The sequence below is a fragment of the Sinomonas sp. genome (assembly GCF_036848755.1).
In the GTDB taxonomy this organism is placed as follows: domain Bacteria; phylum Actinomycetota; class Actinomycetes; order Actinomycetales; family Micrococcaceae; genus Sinomonas.
The window spans coordinates 42,979-67,806 of sequence record NZ_DAIUJO010000001.1 but is presented as its reverse complement, the minus strand read 5'-3'; the positions used below and the strand labels follow the sequence as shown (position 1 = coordinate 67,806).

The window sequence follows — 24,828 nt, the reverse complement described above, 5'->3', positions numbered from 1 at the left end:
GGTCTTCGACACAGCGTGCCGCCCCCGTGAGGCCTGGGACGTCTTCCGTTCGACGTAGCCGAGCAGCTCGAGCCGGCCGCCGACCTCGCGCACGGCCGACTGCTCGGCGAGCATGCCGGGCAGGTAATCGCCGCCCTTGACGTAGACGTCCGGCCGGAGCTCGCGGATGAGCGGCACCGCCGTCTCGGAGTCGAAGACGACGGCGCAGTCCACGGAGCCGAGTGCCGCTACGACGGCGGCGCGGTCCTTCTCGCCGACGGCTGGCGGAGCGCCCCGGAGCCGGCGCACGGACTCATCCGAGTTGACGCCGACGACGAGCAGGCCCCCGTGGCTCGCGGCCTCGTCGAGGAAGGCGGTGTGTCCGCGGTGCAGCTCGTCGAAGACGCCGTTCGTGAGGACGACGGCGAACCCTGCCTCGCGCGCCTCCTCGACGGCGCGCCGGGTCTCCTCCCAGGTTCGGACGGCCGTCGGGCGCCTGAGTGCACGGTCGTCGGGTATCCGGTGGCCGGGCGCCGTCGTGCCGGTGTTCGGGTTGCCGGTGTGCGCGAGGCGGGGGACGCCGCCCAGCTCGGCGAGCAGCCGCTCGGCCGTGCACGTCGAGGTGCCGGGCGATTCGACGACGACATCGGCGGCGGCCTGGCCGACGTCCGCCGCGTCCTCGACTGCGAGCCCCGCGGCGAGGCCCAACGCGAGCCCGGCGACGAACGTGTCGCCCGCGCCCACCGCGTTCTGCTCGGGTGCAGGGCGGGCGCGGGTCGTGTGGCCCACGCGGTCGGCGTCCAGGAGGATCGTGCCGTCACGGTCGAGGGTCACGAGCGTGTGGCGGGCCCCCGTGGCGCGGCTGATCTCCGCGGCGTGCTCGGCGGCCCACGCGACGCGGTCCACGCGCGGCACGGGCGAACCCAGGAGCTCGGCCGCCTCGCTCGCGTTCGGCGTCACCACGTCGGCGTGCACGCTCGCCCACGCCCCCGGATGGCGCGCGTCGACGACGAGCGCGCGGGCCCGCTCGCGCGCTGCGGCGCGATCGAGGGCCGCGAGTGCGCCGAGGCCGTAGTCGCAGAGCACGACGGCGTCCGCGTCCCCGAAGTGTGCGAGGGCGCGGTCGCATGCCTCGCGCGACTCGTCGTGGTCCGCCGTGCGGCAGAAGTCGGAGCGCAGGAGCAGCTGGCCGTCTGCGACGAGCCGGGCCTTGACCGAGGTGCTTCGCCCGGGAAGCCGCACGATCGATTCCGTGTCGACCCCGGCCCCTGCGAGCCTCGCGACGAGCGCGTCGCCAGGCTCGTCGTCGCCCGCGACCCCGACGAGCCGGACGCGGGCCCCGAGGGCCGCAAGGTTCATGGCGGTGTTCGCGGCACCGCCTGGCGCGTCGAGGGTCCGGTCCACGTCGAGCACAGGAACGGGGCCCTCGCGGCACAGCCGCTCGGCCGTCCCCTCCCAGCGCCGGTCGAGCAGGATGTCCCCCACCACGAGGACGCTCGGGCGCTTGTCACGCAGGGTCTCGATCAGGTGCTCCGCTCCCATACTCAGTGTCTCCTTGCTCGCGCAGTGACAGGGGGTTCAAGGTGGACAGCCTTGGGCCGGCTCAGCTCGTCGAGGAGAGCCGGGCCGAAACCCGCCGGCATCCCGCTCTGGGGCACGCTCGGGGCGTCAGAGCCGGACGGTATGCCGTTGATCGTGAGGGCGGCCACGGGAAGCTCGGCCGCGGCGAGCTGGGCGTGGCCGATGTCCCGCGTGAGGACGGTCGCCATCGGCCCCGACGGCGGTTCGGCAGCCTCGGCCAGCGCCTCCTCGAAGCTGTGCACACCCATCACGGCCGCTACCGGCCCGTGGACGTCCTCGCGCAGGACGGGCATGAGCGGGCTGCACGCGCCGAGGACGGTGGGAGGGTAATAGGAGCCCGGTCCGTCCGGGATGCTCCCGCCGACGACGGCGATCGCTCCCCGGTCGACGGAAGCGGTGACGGATCGGTGGACCGCCCGCCGCGCGTCGTCATCGACCAGCGGCCCCACGCGCTGCGGGTCGCCCCACGCGACCGCTTCTCCGGCGAGCGCCGCGAGGAAGGGCTCCTCGACGTCGTCCATCACGAAGACCCGGCCCGCGGACCACCGGAGCTGCCCGGCGTGCTGGAAGGCGGACTCCGCGACACACGAGGCCGCCCACTCCACGTCCACGCCGCGGTCGACGATCACGGCGCCGTTGCCCGAAGGGATGCGCACGAGCCGTGCGCCCGTGCGGTAGGCCGCCTCGGCGAGGTTCTCAGCAGTGTCCGCTCCCCCGACGTGCACGACGGCGTCGACGTGGCGGTCGCGCACGAGGGCCTCCCCCAGCTCGGAGTCGCCGAGGATGGTGCTCAACACTCCCGGCGGGGTCACGGATTCGAAGACCTCGGCCAACCGACGGGCCACGAGAAGGCACCGCTCGCTCGGCTTGAGCACGGCCACGTTGCCGGCTGCGAGGCTTGCCCCAGCGACCGCGCACGCCGTCGCGACCGGGTCGTCCCACGATGTGAGGCCGAGCACGACGCCGTACGGCTCGAAGACCGTGAAGTCCAAGCCGGAGACCACGCCCGCGAGGCTCGGCCCCGAGCGCAGGAGGCTCAGCTCGGCGTAGCGGCGCAGGGCTTCGGCGCCGGCGCGGATCCCCGCGTGGGCGTCCGCGGAGACACGGCCAGTCTCACGCGCGTTGAGGTCGGAAAGCTCCTCCGCCGCGTCGTCGACGGCGGCGGCGAGTTCGCGCAGCGCCGCCGCCCGATCGGCCTGGGGCGAGCGGCGCCACTCGATCCAGGCCTGACGGGCCGTGCGGAGGACGGCTTCGGCGCGATCCGCATCGCTGAAGGGGACGGAGGCAAGCAGCCCGCCGGTGCGCGGGTCGCGGCGCCGGCCTCCATCGGTCGTTGTCTGAGCCTCGGGCGCCGCACCCTCCACGATGGGAAGCGGTGCGGTGAGAGGCTGTGGCTGTGCTGCCCGAGCGGGCAAGGCGGGGCTCATCAAATCCTCCTGATTGAGTGCACCGAGGGGTTACCCCCGCGCCGTCGCGCCAAGCACGGGGTCGGAGTTTGTCGGAGTTTCCCGGATCGAACCGGAGGGTAGCCCTCCACCATGACAGACACCCCTGAGCTCTTCGACAGCGTCGAGCGCATCGCGATCCTGCGCGGAGGCGGGATCGGCGACCTGCTCTCGACGATGCCCGCCCTCGAGGCGATCCGCGCCGTCTACCCGACCGCCGAGCAGGTGATGCTCACGACACCACTGCTCGCGAGCCTCCTCGAGGACCGTCCGGGGCCAGTCGACCGCGCGATCGTCGTGCCCGTCTTCCCAGACGCCGTCGCGCCCGACGGACGGGGGTGGCGGGAGCACCCGGAGACCATGGAGGTCATCGAGAAGCTGCGGGCCGACGGCGTCGACCTCGCGCTCCAGCTCCACGGGGGCGGACGGAACTCCAACCCCTTCGTGAACGCGCTCGAGGCCCGCCACACCGTGGGCTGCGCGACCCCCGACGCGGAGCCGCTCGAGCGCGTCCTCCCGCACCTCTACTACCAGCGTGAGGCGGCGCGCTGGCTCGAGGTCGTCGCGCTCGCGGGCGCGGCCGCCCTCGACCATGAACCGCGTTTCATCGCCACGCGCGCCGATGCCGAGGCCGCGCGGCCGTGGCTTGCGCCTGAGGCGCCGGGTCTCGTCGTCGTGCATGGGGGCGCGACGGACCCACGGCGCCGCTGGCCCGCTGAACGCTTCGCCGCGGTGGCCGCGGAGCTCGCCCTCGACGGCTGGCAGGTCATCGTGGTGGGAGACCCGAGCGAGCGCGAGCTCGCAGACGGCATCGCGGAAAGGGCTGCGGATCTGGCCGGAGGGGCCGAGGGGCTCATCTCATCGGCGGCTGGGCGAACCAGCGTGCGGGCACTCGTCGGGCTGCTCGCGCACGCGCGCCTCGTCGTCGCAAACGACAGCGGCCCCCGGCATCTCGCCCAAGCCCTCGGGACGCCGACGGCCTCCGTCTACTGGGTGGGCAACCTCATCAACGCAGGGCCCGACGGGCGGCGCCTCCACCGAGTCCAGATCGCGTGGCGGGGCGACTGCCCCGTGTGCGGGGCGGACGGCACCAACCCGTTCGACCGGCACTGCGACCACACCGTGACGTGGGTGGACGCAGTGCCGACCGAAGCTGTGCTCCAGGACGCGAGGGATCTGCTCGCGGGCCGCTGAGGGCGGTGTGCTGAGGGCGCACGTTTCGTCCCAACGCGTACGTTTCGTCCCAACGCGTACGTTTCCCCGCGCGGCAACGTGCGCCCTCGCGCCGAACGTACGCCCTCGCGCCGAACGTGCGCCCTCGCGCGTTTACGGCCAGGAATCCTCCATCGAGCCCATGACGAGGAGCTCGCGGACCTCGCAGCCGCGGGGCTGGGAGAGCGCGAAGATGACCGAGCGGGCGGTATCGGAGGGGCGGTTCAGATTCGAGCGGTCGTGCGGCTTGTACTCCTCCGGACGATCGTCGAAGAACGCGGTGTCCATGCCGCCCGGAATGAGGGTCGTGACCCCGACGCGCCCCTTGAGCTCGGCCGCGAGGGCCCGGCTGAAGCCGATCACGCCGAACTTCGACGCGCAGTACGCCGTGGCGCCGCCCGCGCCCCGCAGGCCGAGCGTCGAAGCCACCGTGACGACCCGGCCATGGCTGCGCAGGAGGTGCGGGAGCGCCGCGCGGACCACAGCGGCGGTCCCGAGGAGGTTCACGGAGATGACCTTCTCCCACTCCTCGGCCGGGACTTCGCTGAGCTCGCCGCAGCGGTCGATGCCCGCCGCGCACACGATCGCGTCGATCCCTCCGCTCTCCTCGGCCACCTGGGCGACCGCGGCTTCCGCGGCCTCGCGTCCCGAGAGATCCACGACCCAGCCGCGCGCGGGCGCTTCGACGGGCTGACGGTCGAGGACGAGCGGTAGCGCCCCTTCGGCGACGAGCGCCTCGACGACGGCCGCGCCCAGACCTGAGGCTCCGCCCGTCACGAGGACGCGCGCACCCCTGAGGGGGTGGCTCGCGTCGGTCATCGTCTCGGGGATGGTATCCATGCTTTGCGTCATGCTGTCGCAGTTCCTTTCCTGTCGGGTTCCACATCAATTGCCATTCAGCCGAGGCTCGCGATCGCCGCGGCGAGGCCCGTCGTCGAACGTCCGGGCGCCAGGGGCACCGTCACGACTTCGCCGCCCCACGAACGGAGCTGCTTCGACTCGGGGAGTTCATCGGGGTTGTAGTCCGCGCCCTTGACCCAGACATGGGGGCGCAGGGTATCGAGTACGGCCTCAGGGGTGTCCTCGGTGAAGATCTCCACCGCGTCCACACAGCTCAGGGCGAGGAGCAGCTCGGCCCGGTCGTGCTCGTTCATGACGGGCCGCTCGGGGCCCTTGAGACGCCGAATGGAATCGTCCGAGTTGAGGCACACGACGAGGCAGTCCCCGAGCGCCCGGGCTGCCTGGAGCAGATGCAGGTGCCCCGCGTGCAGGAGGTCGAAGCAGCCCCCTGCCGCGACCACCGTTCCCCCTGCCGCGCGCACGCGGCGCGCGAGGGCGACGGCGGGCGAATCGGCGGCGGGACCCGTCCCGCCGGCTTCGGGGAACCCTGGCTGGCCACCGCGGCGGAGCGACGCGACGCCGCCCGCGGCGAGGAACGCGGCAGCTGTCGCAACCGCGGTCTCGGTCGCAGCGCCGAGCGGCTCGCCGTGGGCGAGAGCGATGGCGAGCGACGACGCGAAGCGGTCTCCGGCCCCGCACGGGTCCTCGATCCGCAGCCCCGCGGACGGCACGGCGACGTGAGTGTCGCCGTCGGGCGCGCACACGAGCGCTCCCCGCTCCCCGAGGGTCACGACGACGGCGCGCGCTCCCCAGCGCTGCCGCAGCCGCCCCGCGGCGATGGCGACCGCCCCCGGCTCGTCGACCTCGCGACCGGAGAACGTGAGGAGCTCGGACAGGTTCGGCGTGACGGCCGCCGAGCCGTGGACCGGTCGCGCCCCGCGGGGGTGCGGGTCCCACACCACCGGGATGCGACGGGCGACCGTCTCGAGGGCCGCGCGGACTGTGGGCACGCTCGTGAACCGGCGGCCGTAGTCCGCGACGACGACGGCCTCCGCTTCCTCGAGCACGGAGAGCAGCCCGAAGTCCACGACGGGGTACGGAGGTGTCGCGCAGCCCTCGTCGACCCGCGCGATCCGCTGGCCGCTCGCCGTGAGCCGCATCTTGACCGGAGTCGGCGCGCCGAGCGGGGCTGCGTGGACGCGCACGGGCCCCAGGAGCGCGCGGAGGCGGCCCGCGGCGTCGTCGTCCGCGAGCGCGGTGACGAGTTCGACGTCGTGCCCGTCGTCCGCGAGGAGCGTCGCGACGAGTCCGGCTCCGCCCGCGCGCTCAAGCCGGTCGTCGACGTCGAGGACGGGCACCGGGGCGTCGGGGCAGAGCCTGTCGGCGTGACCGACGAGGTCGATATCGAGCAGGGTGTCACCGACGACGGCGATCTTCATATCAGTCCTCCTCTTCTGCCACGCAGGCGTCGAAGCACTCGCACAGGGCGTGGATCGCGATCAGCTGAGCCTCCTGGACGTGGCAGTTCCGGCCCTCGAGCGTAACGGCCTCGTCGACGGCCGCCGAGAGCGGGTTGGGGCCCGCCCCGGTGAGCGCCCACGTGAGCGCGCCGACCTCGTGGGCGGCCTGAGCGGCAGCGACGAGGTTGGGGCTCTTGCCGCTCGTCGAGAGCAGGATGACGACGTCGCCGGGCCTGGCGTGCGCGCGAACTTGCCGCGCGAACACCTCGTCGTAGCCGTAGTCGTTGGCGATCGCCGTGATCGCCGACGTGTCGCCGTGGAGGGCGATCGCCGAAAAGGGCCTCCGCTCGCCGTCGTACCTCCCGACGAGCTCTGCCGTGAGGTGCTGCGCCTCCGCAGCGGAGCCCCCGTTCCCGGCCGCGAGCAGCCGAGCGCCCGAGGCGAGCCGGTGCGCAAGCGTCTGGGCCCAGCGGGCGAGGACGGCGGACTGGAGCCGCAGCGAGTCGAGGGTCTGGCTCGCCTCGCCGATGTGCTCGAGGACCCCGTCCGAGAGCTGCTCGTGAGGGAGCAGGCGGAAGCCGGCGGGGCTTAGGGGGCCTCCGGAGCGGATAGCGGCGAGTCCTCCGGCGGGTGTGGCCATGAGGGACTGTTCGCGGAGCGCGCGGCTCGTCTTCATCGAGCCCCCTCTCCGACGCGCCGAAGACGGCTCCTGGAGGCTGCGACGTCCGCTTCGGGCTGGTCCCAGTGGTCGAGCATGGCGCGGTAGATCCTCTCCGTATCGGACGCGACCCGGTCCCACGTGTAGCGCGTTCGGGTCCGCTCGACCCCGGCGGCGCCGAAGCGCGCGCGGAGCTCCGGATCGTCGGCGAGGATCGCGATCGCGTCCGCGAGCGCGGCCGGGTGCTTGGGTGGAACGTGGATCCCGGTGACGCCGTCGACCACCGATTCCTGGAGGCCGCCGACCGCCGAGACGATGACCGGGACTCCGCACGCCATGGCCTCGAGCGGGACGATGCCGAACGGCTCGTACCACGGTGTGCAGACGACGGCGTCGAGGCTCCGGAAGAGTTCGGGCATCTCGTCGCGTGGGACTTGGCCGGTAAAGATGACCTGGCCGCCGACGCCGAGCGACTCGGCAAGCTCGCGGAGCCTGCGGGCCTCGGGGTCGGACGCGATGCGGTCCTTGCCGCTCGTGCCGCCCACGATGAGGAGTTCGATGTCACGCTGGCCCGAGGCGGCGAGCAGCGCAAGCGCGGAGACGACGATGTCGACGCCTTTGCGCGGCACGAGCCGCCCCACGACGGCGAGGCGGAGCCGCTTCCCACGGGCCCGTGCGGGGCCGTCGGGGGTGAACTTCTCGACGTCGACCCCGCAGGGCGCGATCGAGATCCGCCGGCGGTTCACGCCGAGCTGCCGGAGCTCGAACGCCTCGTCCGGGCAGGTTGCGATGACGCGGTCCACGCTGCGGGCGACCCAGGGTTCGAGGAACTCCCGCTCGGCGGGGCTCGTATCGTCCGTCCCCTGATGGCGCCGCTTGACGACGCCGAGCGCGTGGAACGTCTCCGCCACGACGGGCGGCGGGAGGAGCTGCTTCTGGAGCTTCCCGACGGCCTCGATGCTCGCGATCCCGGACATCCAGAAGTGGCCGTGAACGATGTTCGGCGGGTTGTCGGCCCAATAGCTGGCAAGCTGCTCGGCGAACGCGGGGATGTACGGCAGGAGCTTGTCCTTGGGGACAGCGCGGGCAGGGCCTGCGTCGACATTCACGAGCCGCACTCCGTTCGGCAGTGTCTGCTCCCAGTGGAGCTTCTCACTGTCGCGGCGCGTGAAGACGGTGACGTCGTGGCCGCGCCGTACGAGCGCTGCGGAGAGCTCCGCAACGTGCACGTTCTGTCCGCCCGCATCGACTCCACCTACGGTGGCGAGCGGACTGGCGTGTTCGGACACCATCGAGATTCTCATTGTGTTTTCTCTCCTCACTGACCGGTCCCTCGCGGAACTGTCGGAGCATCAGGTCGGACCGAAGAAGTCTGCAGGGGGCTTGCGCTGGGGGCTGCCGCGCCAACCGTCGCCGCGCCGGCGATCGCTGCGGGGCGCCCCCCGACGTCTGCGAGCACCTCGTCCCAATCGCCGAGGAACCGGTGCAGGCTGTAGCGGGCCAGAGCGGCTTCGCGGGCGGCCAGCCCCGCCTCGCGGGCCGACTCCGGGTCGGCGAGGAAGCGGCGGGCGGCCGCGACGAGCTCGTCGACGTCGGAACTCACGCAGCCCGCCGTCGGTGGCACGGCGCGCCACGCCTCGGTGGAACCGAGGGCGAGCACCGGGAGCCCGGCCATCATGGCCTCGATGAGCGCGAGCCCCAGGGACGTCCACCGGAAGGGGTGCAGGTAGGCGCGGCGATGCGCGAGCTCGGCGTGGAGGCGTGCCGTGGGCACGTCGCCAGCCCAGTGGAGCCGAGCGGGGTGGATCCCGGTCACCTCGAGGAGGCCGTCTCCCCCCATGCCGTAGACGTCGAGCGGTGCGGCCTCGGCGAATCGGCCGAGCAGGTCTGTGCCCGCGACCCGCCAGCGCCGCACGGGCTCATTGATGGCCACGCCAAGCCGTTCGAGCTCGCCCGTGTAGGAGAGTCCGGGGTCCACGACGCCGTGTTCGACGACGCGGACAGGTGCCCTGCCGCTGTCCCACATGAGCGCGTTGAAGTGTGTCACGTGGACGATCGGGATCTCCCGCTGATCCGCGAGCGGGTGCCGTGTCTCCGGCACGCCGCCCTTCGGTGTGTTGTGCTCGACGTAGACAGCCGGCAGATCGGCACCGGGACGCAGTCCGGTGAGCTCGCGCACGCGTTTCGCCTCGTCGGGCCGCTGAAGGACGACGGCGTCGAGCGTGTCCGCGATGGCCGCGAGCTCTTCGAGCGGAACCTCGGCGGCGTTCGGCCAGTCGCGCCCCCCGCGGCCGAGGCCCCACGCCGACCGCTCGGCGTCGACCGGGAGCACGTATTCGTGCTGACCTCGGACGAAGCCGTCCGTCCAGCCGCCGTGGACGTGCCAGAGAAGGATCCGCATCAGACGGGCACCGCCTTCGTGTTGTGGGAGACGAGTCGTTCGACGGCGCGCAGCACCTCGCTCGGGGTGACCCCAGCCAGGCACGGATGCCCTGGCACGGGGCACATGCGCGCCCGGGAGCCCGCGCACGCCGCGGACTGATCGCCGAGGAGCACGACTTCTGCCCCTCGCGGGGCCCACGTGCCCGCCCCGACGACGGGAGAGAAGAGGCTCACGACGGGCGTGCGCACGGCCGCAGCCAGATGGGCCGGTCCGGTGTTTCCTGCAACCACGGCGCCCGCCCCGGCGAGAAGGTCGACGAGCCCCCGGAGGTCTGTCGCGCCGCCCGCGTCGATCCCCTGCGAACCTGCCACGCGAGCGGTCAGATCCCGCTCGGCCCCGTTCCCGGTGACGACGACGCGGAGGCCCTCCGCGGCGAGCATCGAGACGAGTTGCGCCGCGTGTTCCGCCGGCCATGTCCTCGCGGGGGCGTCAGCACCAGGGTGGACCACGACGTACTCGCCCGACGGGCGCAGCGACGTCCGGGGCTGGGGCAGGAGGGCGGGCAGGCCGTCGTCGTCCGCGGGCCGCGGGAAGCCAGCCGCCGCCGCGATGCCGAGGGCGCGGTCGACCTCGTGGATTTCCCAGGGGAGGTCGCCGCTCGTGAGCCGCACGTCGAGGAGGCTGCCCGGGTAGTCCTCGGAGAGCGCTGTGATGCGCGGGACCCCGCACAGGCGGAGCTCCAATGCGAGCGGCAACGCCGACTGGTGGAACGACGTGAGGACGACCGCCTCGTCGATGGCCGCATGGTCGAGCAGCCGCTCGAGCCGGCGCACGTGCCGCGGCGTCGCCACTGGGGCCGGATTGGCGATCCAGGGGCAGTCCCAGACGAGGTGCTGGGTCACTCCGGGCAGCATCGGCGCGACCGCGGCGCCCCGCGGACCGGTCAGGAGGACGACCTCGGCCTTGGCCGCGACCGCCCGGACCGCGGGCCCCGAGAGGACGACGTCGCCGAGGCTGTCGAGCCGTGCGACGAGGACTCGCCTCACCGCCCGTCCCCCGCGGCGGCAGGCTCGAGGGACTTGCCGAGGGCGAGGAGGACGGCGGAGAGCAGGTCGGGGGCGACGGTGGGCGCGGCCTCGACCTCCTCCGTGAGCGTCACGGGGGTCGGGACAAGGATCCCGCGAGCCCCGGCGCGGCGGGCGGCCTCCATGTCGGAGCCGATGTCTCCGACGACGACGACGTCCGAGGGCGCGACCCTTAGCGCCCGGCATGCGGAGAGGATGAGGCCAGGCCGGGGCTTGCGGCAGCGGCACCCCTGCTCGGGATGGTGAGGGCACACCCGCCACACGTCGAACGGCCCCAGCAGGTCATCGACGCGCCGATTGACACGGTAGACGTCGACGGAGCCCATGAGTCCCCGCCCGACCCCTGACTGGTTGGTGACGACCCCGGTCGGCACACCGGCGGCACGCAGTCGCTCCAGAGCCTCGAGCGCGCCGGGCACCGGGCTGACCTTTCGGGGGTCTCGGTTGTAGGGGACGTCGTCCACGAGAGTACCGTCCCGGTCGAAGAGCACGGCGGCCGGGACGGTCGTCCATGACTGGTCCAGACGGTCTTTGTCCATGCCCGGAATCTGCCCCGGGAGAAGCTACAATAAACTTTCTTTTCTCCTGCAACTTCTCCTCCCGGCCGGTTCCGCCGGCTTGCGGAGGATCCTCGATTCGCTCAAGCCAAGGGCATTGTCGCTTTCGATGATGGAGGCTGCCGTGACAGCGGGTTCAGACCGACCCGTCCTGCTGGTGCTCCGAGCACTCAAGCTCGGCGACCTGCTCGTCTCCGTGCCGGGCCTGCGCGGCCTGCGCGCCGGGTTCCCCGAGCACGAACTCGTGCTCGCCGCGCCGAAGTGGCTCGAGCCGGTCATTCCGCTCGTCGGCGGCGTCAACCGGCACGTCCCGACGCCGGGTCTCGATGGTCCCATTCCGTACGCCGGACCCGTCGACGTCGGGGTGAACTTCCACGGCAAGGGGATCGAGAGCCGGACCCGGCTCGAGGAGCTCGCGCCGGCCCACCGCATCGGGCACCGGGCGCCCGGGTGGGCCGGTCCGGAATGGGACGACACGCTGCATGAGCGGGAGCGCTGGGTGCGCCTCCTCAACTGGCACGGGCTGCCCGGGCGGGCGGACGACTACCGCCTGTCCCCGCCGGAAGTTGCGGCGCCCGTCGACAGCGCCACGCTCGTCCACGTCGGCGCGGCGTACGGGAGCCGGCGTTGGCCCGTGGAGCGGTTCGCCGGCGTCGCCCACGAGCTGCGCCTCCGGGGCCACGACGTGCTCCTGACCGGCGGGGAGGAGGACCGCGCCCGTGCCGCAGCCGTCGCCCACGGCGCCGGTCTCCCCGAGACCGCCGTCGTCGCGGGGCGTTGGAGCCTCTCCGAATTCATGGCGGCCGTTGCTGCGGCGCGCCTCGTCGTCACCGCGGACACGTCCGCGGGCCACCTCGCCACCGCCTACGGCACGCCCTCCGTCGTCATCTTCGGCCCCGCCACCCCGGAGCAGTGGGGTCCACCGGCGGACGGGCCGCACGTCGTGCTGACCGATCCCTCCGTCCGGCACGGGGACCCGTTCGCGGACCTCCCCGACCCCGCGATGCTCGCCGTGTGGCCCGGGCACGTGCTCGACGCCGTCGCGCGGCTCGAGGAGCGGGGAACGCGCCGGGAGCCGAGGCACCTCGCGGCACCGTAGCGTCCTCGGCCTTCCCAGTTCGCGTCGCCAGCGTTTTGCCAGGGCCCCTGTGGGGTATGGCGCCCTCGGTGGGTCTGCCGAGGGAAGGAGCGACTGTGCCCGAGCGTGTTGGGGAAGTGCCCGAGCGTGTTGGGGAAGTGCCGGAGCGCATCAAGGATGTCTGGGCCGGGCGCACGCCCGTTCCGGTGGGCGGAGCCGCACAGGGGGGAGCCCCGAAGGGGACGCTCCGGCTCTACACTGACGGAGTGTTCCCGACCGCGCCGAAGTACTCCGCCACCGCGTACTGGACGGTCGGGCCGCGGCAGGGCGAACTGCGGCGCGAGACGCTGGCTGCGCCCCGCGAGGGCGAGGCCCTCGTCCGGACGCTCTACTCGGGCTTGAGCCGCGGCACGGAACGACTCGTCCATGCCAACCGCGTGCCCGAGCGCGTCGCCGGCCTCATGGTGGCGCCGCATCAGGAAGGCACGTTCCCGTGCCCGGTGAAATACGGGTACCTCTCGGTCGGCGTCGTGGAGGAGGGGCCCGCCGAGCTCGTGGGCCGCACCGTCTTCTGCCTCTACCCGCATCAGGACCGGTACGTCGTCCCGGCCGCCGAGCTCGCCGTCGTCCCCGACGGCGTCCCCGCGCACCGGGCCGTGCTCGCCGGCGCCGTGGAGACCGCCGTCAACGCACTGTGGGACGCGAGTCCCCGCATCGGGGACAGGGTCGCCGTCGTCGGCTGCGGCCTCGTGGGCGGGGCGGTGCTCACGCTCCTGCGCCGCTTCCCCCTCTCCCGCCTCGAAGCGGTCGACGCCGACCCCACCAAGGCGCGATTCGCCGAGGGGCTCGGCGTCGCCTTCGCGGCCCCCGACGAGGCGCACGACGACTGCGACGTCGTCGTCCACTGCTCGGCGAGCGCATCGGGCCTCGCGCGCTGCCTCGAACTGGTCGGGGACGACGGCGAGATCATCGAGCTCTCGTGGTATGGCGAGCAGCCGGTGAGCATTCCGCTCGGCGCGGACTTCCACGCGCGTCGTCTCTCGCTCCGGGCCAGCCAGGTCGGCCAGGTCGCGCTCCCCCGACGGCACCGGCGCACGACGGCGCAGCGCCTCGCCTTGGCCCTCGAGTTGCTCAAGGACCCGGTCTTCGACACGTTCCTCGGCGGCCCCACCGACTTCGAGGACCTCCCGGAGGCGATGGACGGGCTAGCCTCGGAGGGGCCAGGAGGGCCAGACGCCCACACGGGCCTGTGCCACGTCATCCGGTACCCGGGAGCAAAGGGAGATCATGTATTCGCTGACCGTCCGTGACCACGTCATGATTGCCCACAGCCTGCCGCGGCCCGCCTTCGGGCCAGCACAGGGCCTGCACGGGGCGACGTTCGTCGTCGAACTCACCGTCCGGGCGCTCGAGCTCGACGAGAACGCGACGGTCATGGACATCGGGGCCCTCTCCGGCGTGCTCGGCGAGTCGCTCGAGGGCCTGCGCTACCGGAACCTCGACGAGCACCCGGCGTTCGAGGGCAGGCTCTCGACGACCGAGGCCGTGGCCCGTCATCTTGCCGAGGACGTCGCCGGGCGGCTCGGCGGAACGGCCGCGGCCGCTGGTGATCGCCTCGTCGGGCTCTCGGTCGTCCTCCGCGAGCACCCGGACGCGTCGGCGGGCTACAGTCTGGAGCTTCCGTGAGCCCCGCTGAGACATGACTCCCGGGCGAATAGATTTCGTTGCTGCGGCGCCGCTCGGTTGGAATTCGGGCGGCACCGTGTACAACGACAGGCTCGTCTCCGCGCTCCGCGATGCAGGGGTCTCCGTGCGCGCGTACAGCCTGGCCGGCGACTGGCCGGAGGGCAGCGCCGCGGACCGCGAGCGGCTCGCGAGCCTCCTGCTCGGTCTTGCGGGCGACTGCGGCCGCGTCGTCATCGTCGACGGGCTCGTCGGACTCGGCTGCCCTGACGAGATCGCCGAGGCGGAGGGTGCCGGGCTCTCAGTCTGGCTCCTCGTCCACGTCTCGCTCGCGGACCTCGCGGTGGGGACCCATTCGGTCCCCGATTCCGAAGCGGCCCGGCTCGCGGGCCTCGAGCGAGCGGCCCTCGGAGCCTGTTCGGGAGCGATCGCGCCGAGCCGCTTCGCCGCGGCGACGCTCGTCGAACGCTATGGCGTGGAGGGCGTCGTCGCCCACCCAGGGGTGGACCGCGCGCCGCAGGCTCGGGGTTCGAAGCCACCCCGGCTCGTGTGCGTCGCCGCAATGCTCCCGGCCAAGGGCCAGCTTGTCTTCCTCGAGGCGCTCGAGGGCCTTCTGGATCTTCCGTGGAGCGCCTCGCTCGTCGGCTCGGATCAGGCCGACAGGGGCTACGCGCGCGCCGTGCGGCAGGCCGCCGCCTCCCCGAGGTTCGCGGCGCGGGTCCGTCTCACGGGCGAGCTGCGCGGCCCCGCGCTCGACGCCGCGTGGGAGGCTGCTGACCTCAGCGTCCTCCCGAGCGCCCACGAGACGTTCGGGATGTCGGTCGTCGAGTCCCTAGCGCATGGCGTGCCCGCGTTCGTTCCCGCAGGGACCGGGGCGGAGGAAGCCCTCTCGCTCTCCCTCTCGGGCGGGGCAGGGCTGGCCGGCAAGGTCGGCGAATTGCGGAACGCGGCCGTCCTTCGGAAGATGCTGCGGACCTGGCTCACCGATGCCCGAGAGAGGGCGACCCTGGCCGCCGCCGCCCGCGCGGCACGATCGTCTCTGCCGACCTGGGCCGAGACCGCGGCCGCGGTCGCTGGGGCCGTGGATGCCGCGGGGACAGTTGGGGCCGGCCCAGCTCCCCAGCTTCCGCCCCGGACTCCCCAGCTTCCGCCCCGGGCTCCCCAGCTTCCAGCCCGAACTCCCCAGCTTCCGCCCCGAACTCCCCAGAATTCGGCGGACGACGACGCAACTCGCCGAGGATTCTAGCCGACCCGCCGGGCGAGCCGGCTCCAGGCGGCTGAGTACTGGGGAACCTGGCGGTAGAACTGGGGAACCCGGCGGCAGAACTGGGGAAACTGGACGTAGAACTGGGGAACCCGGCGGCAGAACGGGGGACCCGGCGGTCGCCCAAACCCGCGCAGAGCACCTCAGCCGAGCGGGCCCGGTGCTACCTCTTCCGGCGCCAAAGGTCGCGCGACAGCGAGCACCGAGCCAGAGACGTGGCAGGATTCCTCGGAAGCGAGGTACACGAAGGCGTCGAGCTCTTCGAAATCGGTCATGCGGGGCTCGTGGTGGCTTCCTTGGTCGAAGAGCGGCTCGAGGTCGGGGTCCCATCGGGGCCCGCCCACCACCGCATTGACCCGGATCCCGCGGGGACCCAGCGTCTGTGCCCAGCCTTGGGTCGTCTCGAGCACGGCTGTCGCGAGGGCTTCCTGGCCGCGGGTGAGGAGCAGACCGGGGGTCGAGAACGCCACCGTGTTGATGATGCTGGCCCTCTCGTTCAGCGAGGGAAGGGCCGCTTCGGTGGCCGTGACGAGGACGGACATGGAACGCTGGAGAGCCTTTTCGACGCTGCGCCGCGCCACCCAGGGATTGGTACCCTCCTCGGGAATCGACGCGGGGCCGGTATTAATCAGTACGTCCACGCCCCCGAGCTCCCTCACCGCAGCGCGCACGATTCGGGTGCTGTCGGCTCCGACGGCGGAGTTGATCGCGACCACCGCCTCCGAGAAGGTCAGCACACGGCCAAGCCGTTGCGCCAGGATCTCGTCCTCTCCGGTGATCAGGACGCGCCGGCCACTGAGCCGGGCATTAGCAGGCATCGATCCACTCCGTCGGTCGACAGCCTCGGCGGCTGTGCGGTCAGGGATGTCCGCTCTCGGTGTTACACCGCAAGCAGGGTCAAAGATATAATTTAGCATTTCAGAAACCAGAAATAGCGAGTTTGCATCCTCCTCACGCCATACCGCCGTTACCCCGCCACGCCGGAAAATAACCCCGCGACTGAATGTGTCACACCCGTTTTGGGGCAGGGGCGTGGGGTAACAGGCCGAGCAGCAGGGCCGGAATTCAGTCCGGTCCGCAACGAAAGGTGAGAACTGTGAGCATCCTGGCTTTTCTCATTCTCGGTCTGATCGCCGGAGCGATCGCCAAGGCTTTGATTCCCGGACGGCAGGGCGGCGGATGGTTGATGACCCTGCTGCTCGGCGTGGTCGGTGCACTTCTCGGAGGCTGGATCGGCAGCGCGCTGTTCGGCGTCGGGCTCGAGAACTTCTGGAGCATCCAGACCTGGATCGTCGCGATCGTGGGCTCCGTCATTGTGCTCCTCATCTACGGCGCCGTGACCCGCCGTTCACGCACGTAGTCCTACGGACCTGACCCGAGACGTCTGAGACGAGAGGTCTGACATGACGGAACGCGATGACCGCTTCCACGAGAACCGCTTGGGTTCGGAGCGCCGTGCCGACGAAGCCCTGGAGGAGCCGGGCAAGCCGCTTGCCCGGGAGCCTGAAGAGGACGACGTGCCGGGCCGGGACGAAGTCACTCCGACTTCCAAGGGTCTCGGCGCGATCTGGGGCGACGCCGAGCGGACGCCGCACCCCGGCCCGGTCCGCGGACCGAACGAGACCGATCAGGCGGCTATGGAAGCGGTCGCTGAGGAGTACGACGTCGTGAGTACCGAAGAGGGGGAACGGTACCTCATGCCCAAGGACGGCGAAGCGGACCAACGCACGAGGGACGACTTCCCCGACCACGGGTAGACCCGGTATCCCGGGGTCCAGAGACACGGGATCCACAAGACAGGCGGCGAGGCGGAGGCTGGGGCTCCCCTCGCCGTCACCCGTTCCCCACAAGCGTGCCCCGCCAGGTTGGCCCCGCGAGTTCAGGCTCGCGGGGCCAACGTCGTGCTGCGCTCCCGCATCTCGGTGAGCAGCCGGGCGACTCCCGCGTCCGTCTTCGCCGTCCGGCCTGCGCGGTAGGCCTCGAGCAGCAGTGGGTCCACGTAGGATCCCCGCGCGACCGCGGGCGTGTTGTTGAGCCAGTTCGAGGCGTCGTCGATCGCCCGCTTCCACGCTGCCTCGGCGCTTCGCCCCGCCGCGAGACTCGCGTCGAGGGAGGCTGCCGCGACGGCGGTTCCGCGCCACGTGCGCAGGTCCTTCGCCGTCGCTTCCATGCCGGCGATGTCCCGGAGGTACTCGTTGACTGAGGAGGCGCCGATGCGCTGGAAGGAGCCGCCGTCGTCGTACCCCAGGGCGGGACGGCTCGCGCGCCGGCGCGGAAGGCCCTCGAGATAGCGGGCAAGCTCCGGGTCGCGCAACGTGAAGCGCCACGTGCTGCCGGATTTCCCGGGGAAGTCGAAGGCGATGCGCCCCTCGTGGGCCTTGACGTGGCGGCGCTGGATCGTCGTGACGCCGAACGTGCCGTTCTCGCGCGCGTAACGCCGGCTGCCCACGCGCACTCCCGCCCGGTCGATGATGCGGATGGCGGCAGCCAGGGCTTGAATGCGAGGCCCTCTGTCGCCGCGCAGATCACGCGTGACCGCGCGGCGGATGCGAGGGAGTCGCTGCGCGAGCGTCAGGGCCCGGTCGAACTTCCGGGCTTCCTGCCGGGCGCGCCACGCCGCGTTGTAGAGGTATTGGGTGCGTCCAGCCGCGTCCACGCCCATGGCCTGCAGCTTCGCTTGGGGCGACGCGGCAATCTTGACGTTCCGCCACGCGGGCGGGATGGCGAGCGAGCGCACCCGCTCAAGTTCGCTCGGCGGGAGGCGCTCGCCGTTCTCGTTGAGATACGTGAATCCCCGGCCCGCGCGGCGCCGCGTCCAAGCGGTGCGAAGGGAACGGTGAGTGCGGGCCACTGGCCGCACTTACCCCGGTTTTCCGCGGTTCAATCACTTTCCACATAGGCCGCACAGCGGGTTCCGCGGCCCCGGAGCCGGGCGTATCGTGAGCCGTGGATCAAGCCGTAGGTCCCTGTCCGCCTTCCACCTTCCGGAGGACGCACGCATGTCCGATCGCACGAACGAACCCGACAACCCGCAAGAGGTGCACCCTGCCGGTGAGAAGCCCGCGCAGGATCTCGAAGCTCCTGGAACCACCACTGAGACCGAGCCGAGCCCAGACCACGGCGAGGAGACCTACGAAGGTCACGGGCGGCTCGAGGGACGCGCGGCCCTGATCACCGGCGGCGATTCCGGGATCGGGCGTGCCGTCGCGATTGCGTTCTCACGTGAGGGCGCGGACGTAGCCCTCACTCACCTCCCCGAGGAGTGGGAGGACGCGGAGTCGACGGCGTCGCTCGTGCGCGACGCTGGACGCGAAGCCCTCACGCTCGACGGCGACCTCCGCGACGAGGACTACGCCGGCTCCCTCCCCCGCCGGGTCCTCGACGAGTTCGGGCGGCTCGACGTCCTCGTGCTCAACGCCGCGTACCAGCAGGCCCGGGACGGCATCGACGCCGTGCAGACCGAAGAGTTCGACCGGGTGCTCAAGACCAATCTGTACAGCCAGTTCTGGCTCCTGCGAGCGGCGCTTCCGCACCTCCAGCCCGGCGCATCGATCATCATCACGAGCTCCATCCAGGCGGCCCAGCCCTCGCCGAGCCTTTTCGACTACGCGATGACGAAGGCAGCCCAGGTTGCGCTCGTCAAGGCGCTCGCCCCGGAGCTGGGCGAGAAGGGGATCAGGATCAACGCCGTCGCTCCTGGCCCGGTCTGGACTCCGCTCATTCCCTCAACAGGCTGGCCGGACCACGTGCCCGAGTTCGGCAAGGACAGCCCGTTCGGGCGTCCGGCCCAGCCCGCGGAGCTCGCCCCCGCGTACGTTCTGCTCGCTTCGGACGAGGCGTCCTACATCTCGGGCGCCGTCGTCCCCGTGACAGGAGGAAAGCCCTTCTAGGAGAAAGGAATCCCATGAAGCTCATCCCCTCCCGGGGCCCTGCAAGCCGATTGATAGCCCAAACACCCGCACCCCGAGGGATCCAGCGGCTCGTTCGAAACGTCGAGACAGGGCGCTTCGAACGGACGCTCTCCGGCCTGACGGCTGCGGGGGCACTCGTGACCGCGGCCGAGATCTACCTTGAGCACGACAGGGCGAGCTTCGGCGACCCGTGGATGTGGGCGCCCGTGGTGCTCGGCCCGATCGGTGCGGCGGCGGGGGTCGCGGGCGTCGTGAGCACCCGCATGGCACACACCGCGCTCCCGCTCGCGAGCGCGGCGATCATCGCCAACGGACTCCAGGGGACGTACCTTCACCTGCGCGGGATCGCGCAGCGGCCGGGGGGATTCAAAGAGTTCCGCTACAACTCGGAGATGGGACCGCCGCTGCTCGCGCCGCTGCTCGTCACCCTCGTGGGGGGCATGGGACTTCTGGCGTCGGTCCTGAGGAGGGAGTCGTGACACTCCCTCTACCAGAGGACGACGGCGGGGGCCGCTTCCCGGGGCAGCGGGCACTCGAGCAGAGGGACCACTGGGACGAGGCGACGTCAGCGCTCATCCTCTCCCGCGTGGGGCGGCCGCCGGACGTGTGCTTCTTCAACGCCGAGGAGGAAGGGATCGCCTCGGCGATGCTGGACCAGCTCGTGGGGCAGGAGGGCGAGCCGCGCGTGCCGCTCGTGAACCTCGTCGACGCCAGGCTGGCCGCTGGGGAGACCGACGGTTGGAGGTACGCGGACCTGCCCGAGGACGGCGAGGTGTGGCGGCGGTCCGTCCGATTCATCGACGAGGATGCGCGCGAACGCTACGGGGTCGGGTTCGCAGACGCCACGCCGGCCCAGCAGGAGGCCGTGCTCGGTGCAGTTCAAGCCCTTGAGGGCCAATGGCACGGCATGCCGGCTGGCCACGTCTGGAATCTGTGGCTCCGCTACGCGTGCACGGCGTTCTACGCTCACCCGTGGGCTTGGGACGAGATCGGGTTCCCCGGACCGGCCTATCCCCGCGGGTATGCGAACCTCGGGGTGGGGCGCCGCGAGCACTTCGAGGTGCGGGATGCACATCCCGGTGAGAAGGCATGAGGTCCCTGAACCCGCTCGCGACCATCAATTCGCTCAGGGCCGTCCGGGCGCGCAACGAATCGGCGTGGCTGCTTCCCGCCTCAAGCCCCGACGTCATCGAGCGCATGCGACGCTATGGGGACGACGACGAGGTGGACCTCGTGATCGTCGGCTGCGGCGCGGGAGGATCGACGGTCGCCCAGCGCCTCGCCCGGGAGGGGTGGTCCATCGTCGTGCTCGAGGCGGGCCCCTTCTGGGAACCCGAGCGCGACTGGGTGAGCGACGAGGCGGGGTCCCATCATCTCTACTGGACCGAGCCCCGCGTCATCGACGGGGAGGACCCTGTCCCGCTCGGCTCCAACAACTCTGGCCGAGGCGTGGGCGGCTCGATGGTGCACTTCGCCGGCTACGCGCCACGTTTCCACCCGAGCGACTTCCACACGGAGACCCTCGACGGAGTCGGGGCCGACTGGCCCTTGGACTACGAGGACCTCAGGCCGTACTACGAGGACATGGAGGAGGAGCTGCCAGTCGCGGGGCAGGACTGGCCGTGGGGGGAGCCGCACAGCTACCCGCAGAGCCCCCACCCGGTGGGCGGCAACGGGGAGGTATTCCTCCGCGGCGCGGACCAGTGCGGAATCGAGGCCAGGGTCGGGCCGGTAGCGATCTCGAACGGCCGCTTCGGCAATCGGCGGCACTGCATCTACCGCGGCTTCTGCCTCCAGGGGTGCAAGGTCGATGCGAAGGCGTCCCCGCTCATCACACATGTCCCGGATGCGATCGAGCACGGAGCCGAGATCCGCGCCAATTCCACCGCGACCCGTGTCGAAGTGGACTCGCGCACAGGCCTCGCGACGGGCGTGCACTTCGTGCACCGCGGGGTCGAACGCTTCCAGCGGGCCAGGAACGTCGCCGTCGCGGGGTACTCGATTGAGACGCCACGGCTCCTTTTGAACTCGGCCTCACAGCGCTTTCCCGACGGGCTGTGCAACGACTTCGACTTTGTCGGCCGGTACCTCATGGTCCAGGGAGCGCCGCAGACCGGCGGCCGGTTCGAGGACGAGGTGCGGATGTACAAGGCGCCCCCGCCCGAGGTCAGCACCGAGCAGTTCTACGAGACGGATCCGTCGAAGCCGTACAAGCGGGGCTTCTCGATCCAGACGGTCTCTCCCCTGCCGATCACGTGGGCGGAGCACATCGCGGCGCAGGGCCACTGGGGCAGGGACCTCCGACGGCGCATGAGCGATTACGTGCACTGGGCCTGCCTCGGCGCGCTGTGCGAATTCCTGCCGCTTCCCGGCAACCGGGTCACGCTCGATGCCGAGAAGGACCGGCGGGGGATGCCCGTGGCCCGCGTGACGTACAGCCGGGGCGGCAACGACAAGCGCCTCATGAAAGCCGCGCAGGAGAAGATGGAGGAGATTCTCCACGCCGCCGGAGCGAGCGAGGTCATGACCATCCAGCGGTACGCCCACCTCGTGGGCGGTGCCCGCATGGCGGCGGACCAGGAACACGGAGTGGTCGACGCCGACTGCCGCACCTTCGCAGTGCCGAACCTCTTCCTCACGGACGGGAGCGTCCTGCCCACTCAGGGCAGCGCCAACCCGGCTCTGACGATCATGGCCCTCGCCGCGAGGACGGCGGCGAGGCTTGCTGCGGGTGCACGGCAGGGTGTCCGCCGGCCCACGGAAACGTTCACACTCCAGAAGGAGGGCTGACATGGCCGCACAGAACGTCGCCGAGTTCCTGCTCGAGCGGCTGAGGGCGTGGGACGTCGAGACGGTGTTCGGCTATCCCGGCGACGGCATCAACGGGATCGTGACCGCGCTCGGCAAGGGTGAGGGGCCGCGTCTGATTCAGGCGCGCCACGAGGAGATGGCCGCGTTCGAGGCGGTCGGCTATGCGAAGTTCACCGGCCGGGTCGGGGTTTGCATGGCCACCTCCGGGCCCGGCGCGATCCACCTGCTCAACGGCCTCTACGACGCGAAGCTCGACCACGTCCCCGTCGTCGCGATCGTCGGGCAGGCGGCCCGCACCTCGATGGGGGGATCGTTCCAGCAGGAAGTCGATCTGCCGACGCTCTTCAAGGACGTTGCCTCCGACTACGTCCAGCTCGTCACGGTCCCGGAGCAGCTGCCCAACGTCATCGACCGCGCGATCCGGGTCGCGTACGCTCGTCGCGCCCCGACCGCCGTCGTCATTCCAGCGGATGTCCAAGAGCTCGAGTACTCCGCTCCGACCCACGCGATGAAGATGGTGCCCTCGAGCCTCGGCATCGAGTGGCCCGACGTTCAGCCGGACATGGAGGCGATCCGGAGAGCGGCAGACGTCCTCAACCAGGGCGAGAGAGTGGCGATGCTCATCGGCCAGGGCGCCCGGCATGCTGCCGCGGAGGTCCAGCAGGTCGCCGAGCTCCTCGGCGCGGGGGTGGCCAAGGCGCTCCTCGGCAAGGATGCCCTCCCTGACACGCTGCCCTACGTGACGGGCTCGATCGGCCTCCTCGGCACGAGGCCGAGCTACGAGCTCATGCGTGATTGCGACACGCTCCTGACCGTCGGCTCGAGCTTTCCCTATGCGAACTACTTCCCGGAACCCGGGCAGGCGCGCGGCGTGCAGATCGACGTGGACCCGACCATGGTCGGCCTCCGGTACCCCTACGAGGTCAACCTCGTCGCCGACGCCGGCGCCGCGCTGCGGGCCCTCATCCCGCTTCTCGTCCGGAAGGAGGACCGTAGCTGGCGCAAGGATATCGAGGACAAGGTCTCGAGGTGGTGGGAGACCATGCACGACGAGGCCCTCGTCGAGGCCGAACCGATCAACCCCCTGCGCGTGTTCTCGGAACTCTCGGAGCGCCTGCCCGCGAGCGCGATCATTGCCGCGGATTCGGGAAGCGCCGCGAACTGGTACGCGCGTCAGCTCCGATTCCCCTCTGGCGTGCGGGGAAGCCTCTCCGGCAACCTCGCGACGATGGGCCCGGCCGTCCCCTATGCCATCGGAGCCAAGTTCGGGAACCCCGACCGGCCGGTCATCGCGTTCGAGGGCGACGGCGCGATGCAGATGAATGGTCTCGCGGAACTCATCACCATCGCACGCTACTGGGAGGAGTGGGAGGATCCGCGGCTCATCGTCGTCGTGCTCCACAACAACGACCTCAATCAGGTCACGTGGGAGCTCAGGGCGTTCAGCGGGTCGCCGACCGTCCCCATGACCCAGGCGATTCCCGACGTCGACTACGCGGGCTTCGCTGCGGGGCTGGGACTCGGGGCCGTCTCGGTCGACAACCCGGATGCCCTCGGTTCAGCCTGGGATCAGGCGCTCACGGCGTCACGGCCCACGGTGCTCGATGTCCGCACCGACCCGAACGTCCCGCCCATCCCGCCGCACGCGACGTTCGAACAGGCGCTCAACGCCGCCAAGAGCGTGGTCCACGGCGACCCGCACCGGTGGGGCTACATCAAGGAGGGTCTCAAGACCAAGGCCCAGGAGCTGCTTCCGGGGCACCGGAAGTGAGCGGGGCGGCTTCTCCTGTCACCGCCGTCCGGGCCTCGGCCTACACGGTGCCGACGGATGCCCCGGAGGGGGACGGAACGTTCGCATGGGACTCGACCACGATCGTCGTCGTCCATGCCGAGGCGGCCGGAGAGACGGGAATCGGGTACACGTACGGACCGAAGGCGCTCATCGGCGTCGTCTCCGAACTGCTCGAGCCAGCCGTCCGCGGGACCGACGCCTTCTCCGTTCGGGCGAGCGCCGAGGCGATGGCCCGAGCGCTTCGCAATGCCGGCCAATCGGGTGCCGCCTCCTACGCGGCGTCCGCCGTCGACTGCGCACTCTGGGACCTCGCGGCGCGCCTCGCGGGCCTGCCGCTGCACCAATTCCTCGGAGCTGCCCGCGCGGAGGTGCCGGTCTACGGTAGCGGCGGCTTCACGACCTATTCGTACGAACGGCTCACAGAGCAGCTCGTCGGCTGGGTCCTCGGGCAGAGCATCCCCCGCGCGAAGATCAAGATCGGCCAGGACCGCGGCACGGACGAGACGCGTGACATCGAACGCATGCTCATAGCGCGCGAGGCAGTGGGACCGGACGCCGAGCTGTTTGTCGACGCAAACGGAGCCTATTCGGCGAAGCAGGCCATCCGGGTCGCCCAGGCCGCGCGCGAGGCAGCCTTCACGTGGTTCGAGGAGCCAGTCTCGAGCGAGGACCTCGCGGGACTCCGCTTCGTGCGCAAGTCCGTCGCTGCGGATGTCGCCGCCGGCGAATACCTCACCCGGGCCGCCGACGTCGAGCGCATGTGCGCGGCCGGCGCAGTCGACTGCCTGCAAGCCGACGTGACGCGCTGTGGCGGCATCACGGGCTGGCTGCGGGCTGCCGCGGTCGCGGACGCGCACGGAATCGACTTCTCGGGGCATTGCGCTCCCGCCATCACGGCCGCACCGGCCGCCGCGGCACCGCGCCTCCGGCACCTCGAGTGGTTCCACGACCACGTCCGGCTTGAGCAGATGCTCTTCGAGGGAACGCTCGATCCTCAGGGCGGGACCATCACCCCGGACGCGGAACGACCCGGCAACGGCCTCGAACTCCGCACCGCGGACGCCGAGCGCTACCGGGTCGCCTGACCCT

24 protein-coding genes are annotated in these 24,828 nt (G+C 71.4%); 13 read left to right on the top strand and 11 right to left on the bottom strand.

The window, feature by feature from the left end:
* Both V7053_RS00315 and V7053_RS00310 read right to left on the bottom strand, forming a co-directional pair.
* A partial coding sequence (locus tag V7053_RS00315) for a PfkB family carbohydrate kinase (RefSeq protein WP_334170259.1) occupies positions 1–1,521 on the bottom strand: 1,521 nt, incomplete at its 3' end.
* A 2-nt stretch (positions 1,522–1,523) separates the two neighbouring features.
* Positions 1,524–2,987, bottom strand: a complete 1,464-nt coding sequence (locus tag V7053_RS00310; RefSeq protein WP_334170258.1) for an aldehyde dehydrogenase family protein — start codon at positions 2,985–2,987, stop codon at positions 1,524–1,526.
* Positions 2,988–3,098: 111 nt separating this feature from the next.
* Here V7053_RS00310 and V7053_RS00305 point away from each other — a divergent pair, with 111 nt between their 5' ends.
* On the top strand, positions 3,099–4,199 hold the full coding sequence (locus tag V7053_RS00305) for a glycosyltransferase family 9 protein (protein ID WP_334170257.1): 1,101 nt from the start codon (positions 3,099–3,101) through the stop codon (positions 4,197–4,199).
* 132 nt (positions 4,200–4,331) lie between these two features.
* On the opposite strand, the gene V7053_RS00300 is transcribed toward V7053_RS00305, so the two are convergent.
* The 7 genes from V7053_RS00300 to V7053_RS00270 all read right to left on the bottom strand — a co-directional run bounded on the left by V7053_RS00300 (position 4,332) and on the right by V7053_RS00270 (position 11,182).
* The gene (locus tag V7053_RS00300) at positions 4,332–5,036 is read right to left on the bottom strand and encodes an SDR family oxidoreductase (RefSeq protein WP_334170280.1); all 705 of its coding nucleotides are present in this window, start codon (positions 5,034–5,036) and stop codon (positions 4,332–4,334) included.
* A gap of 77 nt (positions 5,037–5,113) precedes the next feature.
* Positions 5,114–6,496, bottom strand: a complete 1,383-nt coding sequence (locus tag V7053_RS00295) for a PfkB family carbohydrate kinase (RefSeq protein WP_334170256.1) — start codon at positions 6,494–6,496, stop codon at positions 5,114–5,116.
* A gap of 1 nt (position 6,497) precedes the next feature.
* On the bottom strand, positions 6,498–7,193 hold the full coding sequence (locus V7053_RS00290) for a D-sedoheptulose-7-phosphate isomerase (RefSeq protein ID WP_334170255.1): 696 nt from the start codon (positions 7,191–7,193) through the stop codon (positions 6,498–6,500).
* Entirely contained in the window at positions 7,190–8,479 is a 1,290-nt protein-coding gene (locus tag V7053_RS00285) for a glycosyltransferase (protein ID WP_443022466.1), read from the bottom strand. Before V7053_RS00285 ends, V7053_RS00290 begins: the two co-directional genes overlap by 4 nt.
* A gap of 14 nt (positions 8,480–8,493) precedes the next feature.
* Positions 8,494–9,576 carry a glycosyltransferase gene (locus tag V7053_RS00280; RefSeq protein ID WP_334170254.1) on the bottom strand — a complete coding sequence of 361 codons (1,083 nt, stop codon included), beginning with the start codon at positions 9,574–9,576 and terminating at the stop codon, positions 8,494–8,496.
* The gene (locus V7053_RS00275) at positions 9,576–10,604 is read right to left on the bottom strand and encodes a glycosyltransferase family 9 protein (protein WP_334170253.1); all 1,029 of its coding nucleotides are present in this window, start codon (positions 10,602–10,604) and stop codon (positions 9,576–9,578) included. The genes V7053_RS00280 and V7053_RS00275 overlap by 1 nt, the downstream gene beginning before the upstream one ends.
* Positions 10,601–11,182 carry a D-glycero-alpha-D-manno-heptose-1,7-bisphosphate 7-phosphatase gene (locus tag V7053_RS00270; protein ID WP_334170252.1) on the bottom strand — a complete coding sequence of 194 codons (582 nt, stop codon included), beginning with the start codon at positions 11,180–11,182 and terminating at the stop codon, positions 10,601–10,603. The genes V7053_RS00275 and V7053_RS00270 overlap by 4 nt, the downstream gene beginning before the upstream one ends.
* 142 nt (positions 11,183–11,324) lie before the next feature.
* On the opposite strand from V7053_RS00270, the gene V7053_RS00265 reads away from it, so the two are divergent.
* From V7053_RS00265 to V7053_RS00250, 4 genes are all read left to right on the top strand, one after another.
* A complete protein-coding gene (locus V7053_RS00265; RefSeq protein WP_334170251.1) occupies positions 11,325–12,299 on the top strand; it encodes a glycosyltransferase family 9 protein in 975 nt (324 codons plus the stop codon).
* A gap of 245 nt (positions 12,300–12,544) precedes the next feature.
* Positions 12,545–13,588 (top strand): zinc-dependent alcohol dehydrogenase, encoded by a 1,044-nt coding sequence (locus V7053_RS00260; RefSeq protein WP_334170278.1) that lies wholly within the window; start codon positions 12,545–12,547, stop codon positions 13,586–13,588.
* Positions 13,566–13,964, top strand: a complete 399-nt coding sequence (locus V7053_RS00255) for a 6-pyruvoyl trahydropterin synthase family protein (RefSeq protein WP_334170250.1) — start codon at positions 13,566–13,568, stop codon at positions 13,962–13,964. The genes V7053_RS00260 and V7053_RS00255 overlap by 23 nt, the downstream gene beginning before the upstream one ends.
* A gap of 13 nt (positions 13,965–13,977) precedes the next feature.
* Positions 13,978–15,207, top strand: coding sequence for a glycosyltransferase family 4 protein (locus V7053_RS00250; RefSeq protein WP_334170249.1), 1,230 nt, complete (start codon positions 13,978–13,980; stop codon positions 15,205–15,207).
* 161 nt (positions 15,208–15,368) lie between these two features.
* Here the strand turns inward: V7053_RS00250 and V7053_RS00245 are convergent, their stop codons facing one another.
* Positions 15,369–16,043, bottom strand: a complete 675-nt coding sequence (locus tag V7053_RS00245; RefSeq protein ID WP_334170248.1) for an SDR family oxidoreductase — start codon at positions 16,041–16,043, stop codon at positions 15,369–15,371.
* Between the two features lie 278 nt (positions 16,044–16,321).
* Here V7053_RS00245 and V7053_RS00240 point away from each other — a divergent pair, with 278 nt between their 5' ends.
* A complete protein-coding gene (locus V7053_RS00240; protein ID WP_334170247.1) occupies positions 16,322–16,585 on the top strand; it encodes a GlsB/YeaQ/YmgE family stress response membrane protein in 264 nt (87 codons plus the stop codon).
* Between the two features lie 43 nt (positions 16,586–16,628).
* A complete protein-coding gene (locus V7053_RS00235; RefSeq protein WP_334170246.1) occupies positions 16,629–16,982 on the top strand; it encodes a hypothetical protein in 354 nt (117 codons plus the stop codon).
* A gap of 122 nt (positions 16,983–17,104) precedes the next feature.
* On the opposite strand, the gene V7053_RS00230 is transcribed toward V7053_RS00235, so the two are convergent.
* Entirely contained in the window at positions 17,105–18,076 is a 972-nt protein-coding gene (locus tag V7053_RS00230; RefSeq protein WP_334170245.1) for a DNA topoisomerase IB, read from the bottom strand.
* Between the two features lie 148 nt (positions 18,077–18,224).
* On the opposite strand from V7053_RS00230, the gene V7053_RS00225 reads away from it, so the two are divergent.
* Genes V7053_RS00225 through V7053_RS00200 form a run of 6 tightly spaced genes read left to right on the top strand, consistent with a single transcriptional unit; the run spans position 18,225 to position 24,824 of the window.
* Positions 18,225–19,115 (top strand): SDR family oxidoreductase, encoded by an 891-nt coding sequence (locus V7053_RS00225; protein WP_334170244.1) that lies wholly within the window; start codon positions 18,225–18,227, stop codon positions 19,113–19,115.
* A 14-nt stretch (positions 19,116–19,129) separates the two neighbouring features.
* Positions 19,130–19,615, top strand: a complete 486-nt coding sequence (locus V7053_RS00220; protein WP_334170243.1) for a hypothetical protein — start codon at positions 19,130–19,132, stop codon at positions 19,613–19,615.
* Positions 19,612–20,229, top strand: coding sequence for a gluconate 2-dehydrogenase subunit 3 family protein (locus V7053_RS00215; protein ID WP_334170242.1), 618 nt, complete (start codon positions 19,612–19,614; stop codon positions 20,227–20,229). The genes V7053_RS00220 and V7053_RS00215 overlap by 4 nt, the downstream gene beginning before the upstream one ends.
* Complete coding sequence (locus V7053_RS00210; protein ID WP_334170241.1) at positions 20,226–21,926, top strand: GMC family oxidoreductase; 1,701 nt, start codon at positions 20,226–20,228, stop codon at positions 21,924–21,926. Before V7053_RS00215 ends, V7053_RS00210 begins: the two co-directional genes overlap by 4 nt.
* Position 21,927: 1 nt before the next feature.
* Positions 21,928–23,718, top strand: coding sequence for a thiamine pyrophosphate-requiring protein (locus V7053_RS00205; protein ID WP_334170240.1), 1,791 nt, complete (start codon positions 21,928–21,930; stop codon positions 23,716–23,718).
* Positions 23,715–24,824: an enolase C-terminal domain-like protein gene (locus tag V7053_RS00200; RefSeq protein ID WP_334170239.1), complete on the top strand. Its 1,110-nt coding sequence runs from the start codon at positions 23,715–23,717 to the stop codon at positions 24,822–24,824. The genes V7053_RS00205 and V7053_RS00200 overlap by 4 nt, the downstream gene beginning before the upstream one ends.
* The last annotated feature ends 4 nt before the right edge of the window (positions 24,825–24,828 follow it).